Source organism: Nonomuraea insulae (assembly GCF_042656245.1).
Map to the genome: position 1 here is coordinate 574,372 of NZ_JBHSPA010000045.1, position 15,324 is coordinate 589,695.

The 15,324-nt window shown below is 67.7% G+C and carries 13 protein-coding genes; 11 read left to right on the plus strand and 2 right to left on the minus strand.

Going from position 1 to position 15,324, the window contains the following annotated elements; translation table 11 throughout:
• Positions 1-2: 2 nt before the first annotated feature.
• From alr to ACFPZ3_RS37060, 4 genes are read left to right on the plus strand one after another with little or no spacing between them, the layout of a single operon-like run.
• A complete protein-coding gene (gene alr, locus ACFPZ3_RS37045; RefSeq protein ID WP_379518981.1) occupies positions 3-1,127 on the plus strand; it encodes an alanine racemase in 1,125 nt (374 codons plus the stop codon).
• On the plus strand, positions 1,124-3,496 hold the full coding sequence (locus ACFPZ3_RS37050) for a PEP/pyruvate-binding domain-containing protein (protein WP_379518982.1): 2,373 nt from the start codon (positions 1,124-1,126) through the stop codon (positions 3,494-3,496). The genes alr and ACFPZ3_RS37050 overlap by 4 nt, the downstream gene beginning before the upstream one ends.
• Complete coding sequence (locus ACFPZ3_RS37055) at positions 3,493-3,750, plus strand: serine hydrolase (protein WP_379518983.1); 258 nt, start codon at positions 3,493-3,495, stop codon at positions 3,748-3,750. The genes ACFPZ3_RS37050 and ACFPZ3_RS37055 overlap by 4 nt, the downstream gene beginning before the upstream one ends.
• Before the next feature lie 49 nt (positions 3,751-3,799).
• Positions 3,800-4,531 (plus strand): serine hydrolase domain-containing protein, encoded by a 732-nt coding sequence (locus ACFPZ3_RS37060; protein WP_379518984.1) that lies wholly within the window; start codon positions 3,800-3,802, stop codon positions 4,529-4,531.
• A 2,137-nt stretch (positions 4,532-6,668) separates the two neighbouring features.
• Here the strand turns inward: ACFPZ3_RS37060 and ACFPZ3_RS37065 are convergent.
• Together ACFPZ3_RS37065 and ACFPZ3_RS37070 are read right to left on the minus strand one after the other, a co-directional pair.
• Positions 6,669-7,892 carry a helix-turn-helix domain-containing protein gene (locus tag ACFPZ3_RS37065; RefSeq protein ID WP_379518985.1) on the minus strand — a complete coding sequence of 408 codons (1,224 nt, stop codon included), beginning with the start codon at positions 7,890-7,892 and terminating at the stop codon, positions 6,669-6,671.
• A 21-nt stretch (positions 7,893-7,913) separates the two neighbouring features.
• Positions 7,914-8,294 carry an NUDIX hydrolase gene (locus tag ACFPZ3_RS37070; RefSeq protein WP_379517582.1) on the minus strand — a complete coding sequence of 127 codons (381 nt, stop codon included), beginning with the start codon at positions 8,292-8,294 and terminating at the stop codon, positions 7,914-7,916.
• A 192-nt stretch (positions 8,295-8,486) separates the two neighbouring features.
• Here ACFPZ3_RS37070 and ACFPZ3_RS37075 point away from each other — a divergent pair, with 192 nt between their 5' ends.
• From ACFPZ3_RS37075 to fxlM, 7 genes are all read left to right on the plus strand, one after another.
• A complete protein-coding gene (locus ACFPZ3_RS37075; RefSeq protein ID WP_379518986.1) occupies positions 8,487-9,284 on the plus strand; it encodes a TauD/TfdA family dioxygenase in 798 nt (265 codons plus the stop codon).
• Between the two features lie 182 nt (positions 9,285-9,466).
• Positions 9,467-9,787: a hypothetical protein gene (locus ACFPZ3_RS37080; RefSeq protein ID WP_379518987.1), complete on the plus strand. Its 321-nt coding sequence runs from the start codon at positions 9,467-9,469 to the stop codon at positions 9,785-9,787.
• Positions 9,788-9,860: 73 nt separating this feature from the next.
• Positions 9,861-10,049 carry an FxLD family lanthipeptide gene (locus ACFPZ3_RS37085; RefSeq protein WP_379517579.1) on the plus strand — a complete coding sequence of 63 codons (189 nt, stop codon included), beginning with the start codon at positions 9,861-9,863 and terminating at the stop codon, positions 10,047-10,049.
• A 76-nt stretch (positions 10,050-10,125) separates the two neighbouring features.
• Complete coding sequence (locus ACFPZ3_RS37090) at positions 10,126-12,165, plus strand: lantibiotic dehydratase family protein (RefSeq protein ID WP_379518988.1); 2,040 nt, start codon at positions 10,126-10,128, stop codon at positions 12,163-12,165.
• Positions 12,162-13,247, plus strand: coding sequence for a lanthionine synthetase LanC family protein (locus ACFPZ3_RS37095; protein WP_379518989.1), 1,086 nt, complete (start codon positions 12,162-12,164; stop codon positions 13,245-13,247). The genes ACFPZ3_RS37090 and ACFPZ3_RS37095 overlap by 4 nt, the downstream gene beginning before the upstream one ends.
• A 31-nt stretch (positions 13,248-13,278) precedes the next feature.
• Entirely contained in the window at positions 13,279-14,304 is a 1,026-nt protein-coding gene (locus ACFPZ3_RS37100; RefSeq protein WP_379518990.1) for a thiopeptide-type bacteriocin biosynthesis protein, read from the plus strand.
• Entirely contained in the window at positions 14,271-15,323 is a 1,053-nt protein-coding gene (fxlM, locus tag ACFPZ3_RS37105; RefSeq protein ID WP_379518991.1) for a methyltransferase, FxLD system, read from the plus strand. The genes ACFPZ3_RS37100 and fxlM overlap by 34 nt, the downstream gene beginning before the upstream one ends.
• The last annotated feature ends 1 nt before the right edge of the window (position 15,324 follow it).

Here is a 15,324-nt window from a genome sequence, read left to right on the forward strand (position 1 = left end):
AGGTGGAGCGTCTACGAGTACACCTGAATGAGGCCGCCCTACGCGACAACCTGCGCACCATTAGGCGGCTCACCGGCCCAGAACCGGCGGTGATGGGCGTGGTCAAAGCCAACGCCTACGGGCACGGCCTGATCACGGCCTCGAAGCTACTGATCCGCCACGGCGTCCAGCAACTGGCCGTAGCCACCCTGGACGAGGCCTGCCACCTGCGCGACGCAGGTCTGCTCCTGCCGATCACCATCCTGGCGCCCACGCCGGCAGATGGCGCACGCGAGGTCGTCGCACGCCGCCTGCGCGCCTCGCTGTCCGATCTGGCCACCGCCTGGGACCTGCACCGGGCCGCAGTCCGGCACGGTCAGCGGGTGCCAGTCCACATCGAGATCGACACCGGGCTCGGCCGGTACGGGTGGCCTCCCGCAACAGCCGAAATCGAGCGCTTGGCCGCGCTGGACCGGCTGGTAGTGGCCGGCGTCTACACCCACCTGAACGGGAGCGGCCATGCCGAGCTGGTCGACCAGCTGCGCGTGTTCGAGCACGCCTACGCCCGGATCGTCACCGCGCTGGGGCATCGGCCCGCACGGCACGCGCTCGCCAGCACGGCTCTCGCCGCCGGCCTGCATGACCGCACTCGGTGGGAGATCGTCCGACCTGGCGCCCTGCTGTACGGGCTGGCTCCCCGCGACAAGTCTGTGCCCGCCCCGGCCGGGCTGCGGCCAGGGCTGTCCCTGACCTCGTACATCCAGCTTCTGAGATCGCTGCCCGCCGGGGCGAGCATCGGCTACGGCGGTGCGTACCGCACCAGCGCCCCCACGCTCATAGCCGTGGTGCCGGCCGGGTTCGCCGACGGCATCCCCCGGCAACTCGCCGGCACCGGCCGAGTCCTGATCCGCGGCCACGACGCCCCGATCATCGGCAGCGTCGGCATGTCGCACCTGACCGTCGACGTCACCGGCATCCCGCAGGTGACTGTAGGCGACACCGTCACCCTGATCGGCGGCTCCATCGACGTACAGGAATGGGCAGACCTGGCCGGCACGGTCAACACCGACGTCCTCACCCGCATCGCCCCCGCCCTGCCGCGCACCGTCATACCCACCCCGCACGCGCGAGGAGAACGCTCCGCATGACGCCGATCATCCTGGGTACGAAGGCACAAACCCTCCGGCGACTACGTGGACGACTGACCACCGCCGAGGTCGCCGACCAGCTCACCATCACCGTCGGACAATGGCGTACGGACCGGCAAGACTGCCTGGACGCCCTCCAGCGCACCTTCCCCGGCCAGCACGTGATCGTGCGCAGCAGCGCGCCCGGAGAAGACAGCCCCGACTATTCATGCGCTGGCGTCTACACCAGCGTCCCGCAGGTGGACGTCGACTCCTCTGATGCCGTGGCGTCCGCCGTCGCAGCGGTCATCGCCAGCTTCACCCATCGCCACGGCCCCGACGTCTACCACTTCGAAATACTCATCCAGCCGATGCTGGCTGACGTGACCTGCAGCGGCGTCGCCTTCACCCGCGACCTCGTCACCAGGGCCCCGTACCTGGTGATCAACTATGACGAAAGCGGCCGCACCGACACTGTCACCAGCGGAACCGGCACCATCCCCCGCATCGCGCGCATCCACCACCAGGCCCGCACCGCAGACCTTCAACCCCCGCTCGATCAGGTGGCAGCCACCGTGGCCGAGCTCACCCACCTGCTCGACCGATCCGCGCTCGACGTGGAGTTCGCCATCAGCCGCGGCCGCCTGTACGTCCTCCAGGTCCGCCCGCTGCCCGGCGGAGAACGCGACCACCGAGCCAACGACGCCCGCGTGGCCGAGGAGATCGCTCGCGTCAAGGCGACGCTACGTCTCCGCGGCCGGCCCATACACGGTCTGTTCGGACGCCACAGCCTCTACAGCAACATGGCCGACTGGAACCCCGCCGAAATGATCGGCGCTCACCCCCGGCCACTGGCCCTGTCCCTCTACCAGAAGCTGATCACTCGCGAGGTCTGGCGAGAGGCACGCCACCGCCTCGGCTATCACCACCCCGCACCCCACCAGCTCATGGTCACCCTCGCCGGCCGCCCGTACGTCGACCTGCGCGCCGACTTCAACTCCTACCTGCCTGCCACCTTGGACGAGGCGCTGTGCCACAAGCTGATCGACTTCTACCTGGCCCGCCTCGCCGCTGCTCCCGAGACTCACGACAAGGTCGAGTTCCGCATCTGCCCGAGCGCCCTGGACTTCGACTTCCCCCAGCACGCCACCGCCCTGGCCGACGCCGGTCTCACCGCCAGTGAAATCGATCAGCTCCGCACCAGCCTGCTTCAACTGACCACGAACGTGGTGCACGACCGCGACGGCCAGCTCGCCGCGATGCATCAGCGCATCGGCCAGCTCGCTGCACGGCGGCAGCAACTCACCGCGAGCTCGTACGACCCGCTGTCACTCGCCGACGCCCTCCTGTACGACGCGCGGCACCTGGGCACGATGCCGTTCGCCGTCGCCGTGCGCGGTACGTTCATCGCCACCGCGCTGTGGCGGTCCCTGCGCACCACGGGCGTCATCACCCAGGCCCAGCACGACGAGTTCCTCACCGGTATCCACACCGTGGCCACCGAGTTCACCACCGACCTCGCCCACTGCCAGCAGGGTGGCCTGCCCCTCAAGGAATTCCTGGCCCGCTACGGACACCTACGGCCGGGCACGTACGACATCACCGTCCCCAGTTACGCCGCCGCACCCGACCTCTATCTCGGATCAGCCCACACCACGCCCGCGCGACGCTCACTCGCCACTCCGGGCAAGCTGCCGCCCACAACAATGCGCGACATCGACTGGCACTTGGCCAGGACGGGCTTCGACTTCACCGCTCAGACCCTGCTGGACTTCGTCCGCGACATGCAGACCCGTCGCGAAGCGTACAAGTTCCAGTTCACCGCCACCATCAGCCGCGTACTCGAACTCTTCACGGCCTTCGGGCGACAGCACGACATGGACACCGACTGCCTGTCCTATCTGACTGTGGAAGACCTCCTTGGCTGCGCACACAGCAGCGTCACCAGCGAGGACATCGACCGCCTCCGAGCCCTCGCCCACGCTCGGCGCCACACGCACACCGCGCAGAGCCTCCTTCACCTCCCCGACGTGATCATCGAGGAGGCCGACGCCGACATCATCACCAACCGGCACCTGCCGAACTTCATCACCACCCGGAAGATCACCGCACCGGCCGTGCAGCTCGCCCGCCCTCAACTCGCCAAGAACCTCGATCTGGCAGGGCAGATCGTGCTCACCGAGCACGCCGACCCAGGCTTCGAGTTTCTCTTCTGCCGGGGGATCGCCGGACTCATCACCCAGTACGGTGGCGCCGCCTCCCACATGGCGATCAGATGCACCGAAACCGATACCCCAGCAGCCATCGGATGCGGCCACGACACCTTCGCCCACCTCACCCATGCGCGCAACATCACCCTCGACTGCGCACAACAACGGATCACGGCATGAGCAAGGGACTTGAGCAGCGGATCAGCCAACTCCTACATCAGGGCGTGCGAGAGCAGGTCTTCCCTGGAGCCGTGTGGGCCATCGGCAGGCGGGGCGAGATCACGCTTCGTGGAACCGTCGGAGTACTCGATCCCGAACGACCAGCTGAGCCGATGTCTTTGGCGAGCATCTTCGACATGGCCAGCCTGACGAAGATCATGTCGGTGTGGGCGGCGGCCGGGGTCCTCTGGGAGCAGGGGCGAATGGCTGGATGAGCCGCTCGAATCGGTGATGCCCGACGCTGCCGGATATCCATTGGCGCCCGTGACGATCCATCAGTTGCTCACGCACACCGCTGGTCTCCCGCTGCGGGCCAACCTCCGGGCTCTGTACGGCACCGAACGCGACGCCATTCATCGCGGAGTGCTGCGAGAACAGCTGCACCGCCACCCGGGCACCGCCGTGGAGTACACCAACCGGGCAGCCATGATCATGGGGATGGTCGTGGAGCACCTCAACGGCGCCACCCTGGACAAGATCTGTGAAGAGACGGTGTGGCGGCCCCTCGGGATGAACCAAACCAGGTTCGGACCGCTCGCCGCCCGAATCGACCACGTGGCTCCCACGGAATTCGATCCTGAATCGGGTAAACGGCTCAGGGGCATCGCTCACGACTTCTCGGCCCGGCTGCTGGGTGGGGTCTGTGGCATCGCCGGCGTCTTCTCCACCTTGGGAGATGTCGAGATGTTCCTGCGACACATGATCGCGGACAACGGCATGGCGGAGGCGGGCTTCGGGGGCAAATGGGTGGAGAAATCTCTCCAGATCCACACCGGAGTTCTGCAGCCGGCCCGCGGCTTGTTCTGGTTCCCCGCTCCAGGCACCAACCCGAGCGACGGCGTCTTCGTCCACCACGGGTTCACCGGGACCGCCATGTGGGTGAACCGTGAACGAGGCCGCTGGGCAGCGCTGCTGACCAACAAGCTGTACTACAGCCGAGATCGCGAGCCGATCGCGCGCTTCCGCGACGTGTTCCGCGCCCTGGCCTTCAGCTGATCCTGTTGTCCCCTGCTCGGTGTGGCTGATCGTCTGCGACATCGACGCGATGGAGTCCATCTCTCATCATGCGGGCGTGGGACGTACTCACCTGGTTAACAGGAATGAGACCAGGCGCCGACGATCGTGCCGACGCCTGGGGGGGAATCCTTGCCCGTGATCTGTGATTCCCGAAAACGTTTGCTGCGGTTTCCTCGACACCCCGGTATCCATGACCGATCGGGTGCACTAACCGGCGACTCTGGAGATTTCGTAGAGTTTGACCGCCGAGCGCGAAGTTAGTTCTTGGGCATCTTCACAGACGGATAGCACGGGCCATCGTAAGGGTAGACGCGGCGTCCTTCCGGTATGATCCGAAATCCATATGATTCCGTATTTGTGGAATATGGGAGTACGTCGACTATTGGATCCCGATAGAAGGGCACGTCAACGTAGACGCACTCGGTGGTTGGGCATGAGTTCTCAACCGTCACGAACCGCTCTATTCCTTTAGAGAACCACTTTGTAGCGGTAACGCATGTCCGTGCGATGGCCTGGGCAGGTGTGCTCATTGCAACAGGGGTGGCGAGCCCGATGCCTATAGCCAGGGCCACGCCTTCTACGATCTTCCACGATGAAGTGTCCACTGATGAACCTCCGAGCTGGGGAACGATCGGACTTCACCGGCATCTGCCCAACTGTTCGAGTTGCCAGTGAAAGCCCTATTTTCCGAGAGTCTGAGATCTCCTGCTTTTGCGGAGTCAGAGTGTTAACTTTAAGTAATTGCTCGGATACGTCAAGGGCCTGCCGGGGGGACGGCATCCTGTAGCCCTACTCGGAGCACCAATTCGGGCATTTTCAGCCAATCCCTCAAAGTTCGGAAGGTCCGCCGTGTGCCCTTGGGTTGACTATTTGCGGATAAAGCTGGCCATGCGTATTCAACAGGCCAGAAGCGCCCCAACGAGAGGTGCCTCTGCGGTTGAATGGGTGATCATTACTGCGGTCGTCGCCGTAGCTGTTCTGGGCGTCGCTGCTCTGTTCAAGTCGCTTGTAGCCGATTGGATGGGCAAGCTCGAGAACGTCGGTGGAGAGTCAGTCCCCGAGCCCTAACGAAGCTCATCTCTTGCTCAACGGGGTATGCGTGTCGGTCTCTGCCTGAGCAAAGAGCGCTGGCTTTCGTCTCGTTCGTCGCAGACGCGGCGTGACTCTCACGTGACAGTGATTCGAGAGGGTGTCCGCCAAAGTTTGGTGGGGTGTCCTGGCTTCCAGCAGCCGAGTTACGAGAGGTGCTGGCCGCGTTAGTCGAACGAGACGAGGCCATTGCCGTCTTGCTGGCCGAGATTGAGGAGCCGAAACGGCGCCGGTTGAGACCTCTCACGGGGGAGATCAGGGCTGAAGCGTTCTCAGGTCGTGAGTCCGATTAGCTGAAGACCATCGGCTGGGTGGCTGCGGTAGTGGTCGGTGGCGGAGGCGATGTTGGTCCAGCCGAGCAGGCGTGCCAGACCGATGGCCAGGTTGCGCAGGCTAAGGGCCTGCCGAAGAATAACTTGCTGGTTCGCAGCCGCCTGACCTGGAGATACGTCGCTGGAACCGATGATTTATTGATCGGCGGGCCCTTAGCCAGGACGCGGGGAGTTGCTCCGGTCGGGGCTCGGCAGGCGTCTTCCCGGTAGGTGACGTCGCGGATGTGGTGCAAGGGCCTCTTTGCTCCAGTGGCCGCAGATCAGTGCGGCGAGCTGGGCGTGGGTGATCCGGCCCGGTGGCAGGCTGGTGATCGCGTAGATCGTGACGATGGTGGTCTTGCCGGTCCTGCGGTCGGTACGGCGGCGCTTGGCCTGGATGGCCTGGACGGCGTGAGGAAAGGGCAGCGCGGTTTCAGGTCCGGCAGAAGGCGGGACGATTAGACGACCCGAGCCTGGTGGTCCTCGACACCCAAAGCGTGCGCGCCGCGGCCGGGGTGCCCGCACAGCCCGGCGATATCCCGTCGGCGGGCAGGTTCGCCTGCTGCCGCTTCGGCTACCACACTGGACCGTCGAACTACGCTTCGTCTACCTGCCGCCAATGCCGACCACCCAGGCATTCCCGTCCTGCTCGACGCTCTGCCCGGCATCCGCGCCTAGTTCTGAACCGCCTCCATCGGCCAGTGAAGCCGATGCGGTCAGGCGGCCGGCAATGTGAGGTAGAGGCGTTGGAGAGCTGCTGCGCCGGCCTCCTCGATTTCTGGCAGGGCTCCTCTTGCGGCTCGTATGGCGCGTTGGATCTGATGGGGTAGGCGTGTGCTTTCCGCGGTCGCGATCGACTGTAGAAGTGCTTGGGAGGCTGCGGCCTTGTCGCCCGTGGCGCGGAAGACTTCGGCGACCGTGACGCGTTCGATCGTCTGCCATTGCGGTGCGACACCGGCCGCATCCGGTGTGTCCGCTTCTGCGAGACGTGTCGCCTCATGGAGACGACCTGTGGCGAGCAAGCCCCGGAGGTGGACTTCTCGTAGGACGAAGGGATTGACCAGTGGCGTGCCGTGGTGGGAGTCCACGAAGCGTCGCAGGTCGATGATCGCGTTGTCGAAGTGCTCGACGTTGCCGAGTTCGGCGAGGGTACGAGCCAGGGGGATGAGGACTGCGCCGCGTTCGGATGCCGGAGCGATGTCGGCTGCTCGCTGCAGTCGGGCTGCGGCTGCCGGCTTCTTTCCGATCTTGCGTAGTTCGTTGCCGTGGACGCGTAGAGCGCGGGCAAGCAGGGCGACGTCGTCGAGGCGATGGGCGATGAGGAGTGCGCGGCCGGTCCAGCGCGCAGCGGCTGCGAGGCTTTCCTCGGGAAGAACGTCACCGAGGGCGACGCCGAGCATGGCGCGGGCTTGCCCGAGGAGTTGCGCGGCGGCGCGGTCGGCGCGCCCTTGGGCGAGCCGTGCTTCGAGTCGCCAGACCAGGGGCCATAGTTCGTTGATGGCCTCGGCGCTGTGTCCTGACTCGCGAGCCACGGAGGCCAGGCGGATGGTGGATTCGCCGAACTTGATCATGGAGATGAAGTCGGCGTCCGCAGGGTCGGTGACGCCGAGCACGTGTGGGGGCAGTCCCAGATGGTGTGCCACCCGTCGAAGGGTGGGCACGTCGGTGATGACGCGCCGCTCATTCTCGATCATCGAGATGTAGGTCGTGTCGTAGCCGAGCGCCGAGGCCAGGGCGGACTGAGTGACCTGCGCGGTGTGTCGGTACGCCTTGATGATCACTGCCAGGTTGCCTGAGGCCAGCGCTGGACTCGCGGACGGCGATGTCCACAGCCAGAGCGGTGACCCGGTGGAGGCGAGGCTGGGCAGCGGGGCGCCGCTGATGACGTGACAGGCCGGGCACAGGCGGGAGGTGTTCCATCCGTCGTCGACGGTGGTCACGCACGCGGCACACAGCATGAGCTACCTCACTGGATCACGCAGCCTGGAGAACCAGTCGGCGATGGACCGCTTGTAGCCTTGCGGCATCCGCAGGTTCTCCACTTCCTGTTCAGCGAACAGGCCGACCTGTTTGTGCTCGTGGCTGAGCACCGGCGGCTTGTCGGTGGTCACCGTGGCGCCGTAGGTCACGATCAGCACGTCCACGCCGTCGCGGATGTGGTACTGCCAGGAGTCCAAGATCGGCCCGATCTGCGCGTCCCAGCCGGTTTCCTCGCTGATCTCGCGCTCCAGGCGGGCCGGCGGGTCTTCGCCGAGTTCCAGTTTGCCGCCGGGCAGTTCCCATTCGTCGCGTTCATTGCGCAGCAGCAGCACCTGGCCATCACGGACGATCACGCCCTTCACCGACACAGGAAAGGTGTGGGGGCGGTAATTCATCAGCAGCGGCCTCTCTCCGTTGATGGCTGTGCCTGGAACCTAACACGGTCGACCACCGCTGACCGGGGTTCCGGGTGTTGACAATCTGTCACTTGTCCAATCCGCAGGGTCTACCGGACGCTGAAGCCGAGACTCCCCGCCCGGCAGATATCGGAGGTGATGACGGTAGAGCACGAGGTTTACGCCAGCCACTACGTGAGCCTGGCGAGCAGCGATGGGCTGGAGCGTGCCGCCGCGATGTTGTCGCGCGACGGTCTGGTCACATTCGACGGGGTGCACGACCGGCAGTCGGTGGTTGGACTCGCCTCGCGGCTGCTGACTGCGAGGGAGCACCGGGACGCCGCGGCGGACGGTGTGACGATGATCGCCGACCGGGGCTCCGTCGCTGATCGTCTCGGCTACGCCGGATTCGGGGCCGGAGAATTGGAGCCGCACACGGATTCTTCGGCGCTGGCCCAGCCGCCCAGGCTGGTGATGCTGGTGTGCGTCCAGCCGGCGGATTGCGGGGGCGAGTCCTCTGTGGTGGACGGGGCCGCCGTCTATGCGGACCTGGCCGCCCGCTCGTCTGACCTTTTGCAGGCATTGAAACGGCCCGGCACGGTCCGGTTCGGCGATCCGGGCTATTGGGGGTCGGTGTTCGAGCCGACGGTGGACGGTCGGATGACGGTCCGGCTCCGTCTTGACGGCCTGGAGCATTTCACCAGCCCCGTTGTCGAGGCCGTTCCGGTGCTGCGCGCCGTGATCAGTAGGCATGTGCGGGTATTGCCGCTGCAGCCAGGACAGGGTTACCTGCTGGACAACTGGCGCATGTTGCATGGGCGCCGCGGTTTCCGGGGATCTCGCCTGATGTATCGCGTTCTCGGGGACCCCGTGGCTGGCTGTGTGCTGCCCTCTGGATTCGTGCCGGGCTCTCTTGCCGTGGTGGGAGTGTCTTCTGATGCGTGGGGTCGTCCATGACGATCTCGGTGGCAGCCCGCTGGCCAGGTGCTCAGCGCCTTGTCTGGGTGGCGTCCGCCGTGTGGCGGGCGTGCGGCGGCTCATCGTCTGCTCGCCGCCGCACCCCAGTCACAGATGGCGGCCCTACCCGGGAGAACCTCGGACGGCGCCATCAGCGGCCCACGCGTCGGGGGGAGGAGGTCTTGGCCGATACCGCCGTGGACGCGGTAGCCGAGAGGCACGTCATGGACCTCCAGCAACGCGCCTGTGGGCTGTTCCTGTTGATGTACTCGCTCTACTGGCGCCGTTTTGTGGCCATCTACATGGGCGAATGCGATCACGGCATCATCCTCCGGGCGGCCACGCCAGATGAGTTGTGGCAGCTCATGAGTCGCGTTGCACCACCGGACTGGCAGAGCGGTTCCCTTCCACCCCTCGTGGCCAGGCCCGCCTCGGCCGTCGATGCGCCCGGCATGCCGCCTGTATTTCCAGTCGAAGACACCGGCCGGCTCTCAGGCCGTTGATCGCGCTCTCAGAGCCGCCGACGTTGAACCCCTTCCCTTCAGGAACACCAACGCAGGACAGGAGCAGAAGCCAATGAGCACTTCAACCATCGAGCAGGGCGCCGAACAGGTGAACGAGGTCGCCGGGGCGGAAGCAGCGTTCGTCCCGTTCAACCTTGACATCAAGCTCGTGGAGAACACTCCGGCGGCCAACACGTCGCTGAGGTGTGGCACCGGTGACACGTGCGGGAGCTCGTGTCCGAGCGCCTGCACCACGTCATAACCCCATCGGCCCGGGTTTCTCTCGGCAGGACCCGGCCTTCCGCGCTTCCCGGATGGTGAACAGGAATGGAGTGAACATGATGACGCGGACGCGGATCAGACGGTATCGGCGCACCGGCGCCGGGATGCTGCGCGCCACGGTGCATCTGGCTCCTCCTGCGCTCCCGGATTGGCCGAAACCTGGCTGCTCGATCGAGCAATGGCGGTCGTGGCTGTCCCCGGTGTGGGCCGACGGGCCCTTCCGGCAGGCGGTCGGCAATGCCAGCCCGGATCTGGCCCGCCAGGTCCGGGCAGTGCTCGACGGGCAGGTGGACAACCCCCGCCGGGCCCGACGCGCCGCGCTCGCCGTTGCCCGATACGCCCTGCGTTACGCGTACCGCTCCACCCCGTTCGGCCTGTTCGCCGGTGTCGCCCGGGTCGAGTTCGGCGGCAGGTCGCTTGTGCGCGTCGGGGATGCGCACGAGGCCGTCGACCGGCCCGATCCAGCAGCCCTCGACTCGGCCATCACCGCCTGGGAGACCGGCAGGGAACGGATGGCCGACGTTGAGGTGTGCGTGAACAACCTCGCCCGCGTGCGCGGCGGCCGTGTCCATGTTCCGGCCGAGGGCGCGGACGAGTTCTCCCTGGCATCGACGACGGCGGTGGAGCTGGTGCTGGAGGCGGCCAGCTCTCCGATTTCGCATGCGGCCCTGCTGGGGAAGCTCGCCGCCGAGTTCCCGCAGGTCGAACCCGGCCGCCGGGCCGAGCTGGTCGCTGAGCTGCTGCGTACGCGGCTGCTGCGTTCCCGGTTGCGTGCCGCCGCCACCGTCACCGACCCGGCCGCCGTTGTGCCGCCCGCACTCCTTGCCGCCTGCCACCGCATGGCAGTGGATGTGCGGTTGGACGCCGAGGTGCGGCTGCCCGAAACGGTCGCGGTCGAGATGGAGACTGCGGCAACCGTCTTGGCTCGGCTCGCGACCCATCCCGCCGGTACGCCGGCCTGGCGGCGCTACGCCGAACGGTTCGTCGACCGCTTCGGCGAGGGGACCGAGGTCGCGGTGGGTCAGCTCACTGATCCCTGGAGCGGATTGGGGCTGCCGGACGGGTTCGGCCTGCTGTCGGAGCCGCCGAGACCGATGTCGCGCCGAGACCGGCTGCTGCTGGACCTCGCCGGAACGGCCGCCGTCGACGGCAACCGGGCGGTGATCTTGTCGGAGGCGATGGTCGAGGACCTGGAAGCCGCTGCGGCCGAGCCGTTCACCAACCTCGCGCCCGCGCCCCACTTCGAGGTGTGCGCCCAGGTTCAGGCCCGCTCGATCGCCGCGCTCGACGCGGGCGACTTCCGGCTGCGGGTCCATACCGTCTCCCGAGCGGCCGGCTCCATGTCCGGACGGTTCTGGCATCTGCTGCCGGACTTGGCCTCCGGGTATGCCGCTCTGCCCACCGTCGCGCCCGGCGCGGTGCCGGCGCAGTTGTCGTTCCATCCCAGCCGGGCCGAGGCCGACCTGCTCACGCGGGCACCACACGTCGTGCCGAAGCTGGTCAGTGTCGGCGAGTACCGAGACGGCGGACAAGAGGACGTGCTGTATCCGCGTGATCTGGTCGTCGGCGCGCGTGACGGTCACCTGTATCTAGCGGTGGCCGCGACCGGGGAACGTCTTGAGCTGCTGGCGCCCACGGCGATCAACTTCTTGTGGAACAACTACACGCCGCCGCTGGTCCGGTTTCTGGCTGAGATCAGCCGCGCGGCCACAGCGCAGGTGACGTGGTTCGACTGGGGTGCCGCGTGGACGTTGCCGTTCACGCCGGCCCTGCACTACCGGCGCACCATTCTGGTCGCCGCCCGCTGGCAGCTGCGCGCCCGGACGCTGCCCGGCCGGACGGCGCACCTGGAGGTGTGGGCCCAGCGCCTGCACGCTTGGCGTGGCCGTGCCGGGGTGCCTGAGCGGGTGCTGCTGGCCGTCGATGATCAGCATCTGCCGTTGGACCTGACGCGGGAGATGGATGTGGACCTGCTGCGCGCGCACCTGGGCGGGACGCCGGTCGCGGTGTTGTTCGAGGCGCCGCCGCCGGATGCCGATGGGTGGATCGGCGGGCGGGCGCACAGCATCGTCGTCTCCCTGGAGTCGAGGCCATGAGCGCGCTCGCGACGCAGGCATTGGCCGAGGGCGCGCTCGGGGCTGCGCTGCTGCACATTGAGCGCGCGGAGCTGGCCGCCGCGCGCCCTCTGCTGCAGGAGGCGGTCGCCGGTGGGGTCAGTACCGGGTTCAACGCCAGCTTGTATCACGGAGCCCCAGCTCTGGAGTTCGTTCTCGGCCGTGCCGGGCGCGTCGACCGCGAGGTGCAGGCAGGCGTCGACCGGGTCGTGGCCGCCCGTCTGGCCGCCGCCCGCCGGCGACGGCTGGCCCGGCGCTTGCCGACGCTTGCGGAATTCGACCTCATCCGCGGACTGACCGGGCTGGGGGCGCTCCTCCTGGCCCGCCCCGACCCATCACCGCTGCTCGAAGATGTCCTGAGCCACTTGGTGTCGTTGGCGTGCCCGGTCGAGGCCGAGGGGCGGATGCTGCCCGGGTGGTGGTCGCCGGACAGCCCCACGCACGAGGTGGATATTCCCGGCGGCCACGGCAACAACGGCATCGCGCACGGCATCGCCGGACCGCTGGCGCTGCTGTCTCTGGCCGCCCGCCTCGGCATCCGCGTCGACGGCCAGAGCAGCGCCGTCACAACGTTCGCGACTTGGCTGGAGCAGTTCGGCAGCTCCTACTGGATCACTCTCGACCATCTCACCGCCGACGAGCCCTCGCAGGTGCCGGCCTTGCGGCCGTCCTGGTGCTACGGGGACCTGGGGATCGCCCGAACTCTGCAGCTGGCCGCGCTCGCGCACTGCGACCCTGCCCGTGGGCAGAGGGCAGAGGAAATCGCCCTGGCGGCCCTTGCCGACTCCGACCGTCTCGACCGGGTGAGCGATGCCTCCCTCTGCCATGGCTGGGCCGGACTCCTGACTGTCACCACCGCCCTCGCTGCTGACAGCGCCACCCCCGACCGGTTCACCACGAGCATCCAGCACGCCCGCCGGCGCCTGGCCGCGGGAATCAACGAGCTGTCCAAGCCGGGGTTTCTGGAAGGGCGTGCCGGGGCGCAACTGGCGTTGGACGGCTCCAACGCCACCGGCTGGACCTGCGCCCTGCTGATCCACTGCCCCCCTCGCCGCACGACCTGAGCCCGTATCGAGCAGGAGAAACAACGACGACATGGACAGCTACGAGGACAATCTCGCTCCACCGGCCGAGCCGGAGTGGTGGCAGGCCACGATCCGTTTCCCCGGCGATGCCGGGGTGAGCCCCGAGGCGGCGGCCAGGCTGTCGGCCGCGCTGACCGGACGGCGCTTCCACTTCCTGCGCAAAGACGCAGGGCTGCGGCTGCGCACGGACCGTCCCGTGGACGTCCTGCTCGACCAGCTCGTCGCCGACGAGGTAGCGGCCGGGTGGGTCGGCGGCATCTACGAGGCTGAGACCGACGCGTTCGGCGGCCCGTGGGGCATGGCCATCGCCCACGCGGTGTTCTGCGCCGACAGCCCCGCCGCGTTGGCCGAGACCGGCAGCCCCGACAGCAGAGAACGGTGCATCCTGCTGCTGTCCTCGATGTACCGGGCAGCTGGGCTTGACCCGTTCGAGGTCGGCGACGTGTGGGCGAAGATCGGTGACCTCCGTCCGCCGATCGAGCCGCCCGCCGAGACCCGCCGGGCGGCGGCGATCACCACGATGCGGCGCCTCATGAACGTCGACGCGGCCCAGCGGCCCTGCCCCGAACCGGGCTGGGTCGAGCGCGTGACCGCGTTCGAGGACGCCGGCCGCCGCCTTGCCCGCTTCGCCAAGGAGGGGCAGCTGAAGCGCGGTCTGCGCGCCGTCCTCGCCCACCACGCGATCTTCGCGTTCAACCGGAACAACACGCCCGTGGCCGAGCAAGCCGCGGCAGCCTGGCTGGGCTGGCAAGCCGCCTTCGGAGATACCGAACCGGAGGCCGCCTCTATCAGCCGGGCGGCACCAGTAACCCCCGCCTTCACCAGGATGGAGACCGCCATCAGCACCACCGTCGACCCCACCAAGCTGCGCGAAGCAATGGTGGCCAAGTACATCGACTCCGGCCACCTGCGCACCCCGCAGGTCATTGAGGCGTTCCGCGCGGTCGAGCGCCACATGTTCATCCCGATACCGACGTCGAGGCCGCCTATGTCGACGACGCCGTGCCGATCAAGCACGACGCCGGCGGCGAGATGATCTCCTGCATCTCCGCGCCGTCCATCGTCGCCACCCAACTGGAGCAGGTAGGCGCCTGCCCCGGCCACAACGTCCTGGAGGCCGGGGCGGCCACCGGCTACAACGCCGCACTCCTCGGCCACCTGGTCGCCCCGGCCGGCCGGGTGTGGACGATCGACGTCGACACCGACCTCGTCGACACCGCCCGCACCCACCTGCAAGCCGCCGGGGCCGGCAACGTGAGCGCCGTGCTCGGCGACGGCGCGGCCGGGCTGCCGGAGCACGCCCCCTTCGACCGCATCCAGTTCACCGTGGGCGCCGGCGACATCCCCACGCAGGTGCTTGACCAGCTCGCCCCCGACGGCCGCCTGGTCATCCCCATGCGCATCCGCGGCAGCATCTCCCGGAGCTTCGCCTTCGAACGCGACGGCGACACCTGGAAGAGCGTGTCGTGTGAGATGGCGACCTTCGTGCCGCTGCGCAAGGGCATCTGCGACGACCTCTACACGCGCGTCCAGATAGCCGGGCAAGGCGACGTCCACCTGGAGACCTTCAGCGAGCAGCTCGTCGACCGCGAGGCGATGCCGGCGATCCTGGACACCCCCGCCCGCCCGGTCTATACCGGGGTGAAGTTCCGGCAAGGCGACCCGTGGCAGTGGCTGTATCTGTGGCTGGCCTGCGTCCTGCCGAACGGGCTGTCCCGGATGCCCGGCCGGCGGGCCGGGTTCACCCCGCACTTCGCGTGGGGTTCGATGGCCGCGCTCGACGGCGACACCCTGGCCTACCTGACCATCCGCGAAGGAGAAGACACCGAGGGGCGCTTCTGGGCGATCGGCGTCATCGGCCACGGCCCGCGCGCCGCCGTCCTCGCAGAGCAGGTCGCCACCGCGATCGAGGAATGGGAGCGCGACTACGGCAACCACGCTCCCGCCCCCGGCTTCCGCATGGCCACCGGCGACAGCCGTGACCAGCTCAAGGCGGCCGACCCGCGCTTCATCATCGACAAGCCCGCGAGCCGGCTCGTCGTCGACTGGCCGTAGA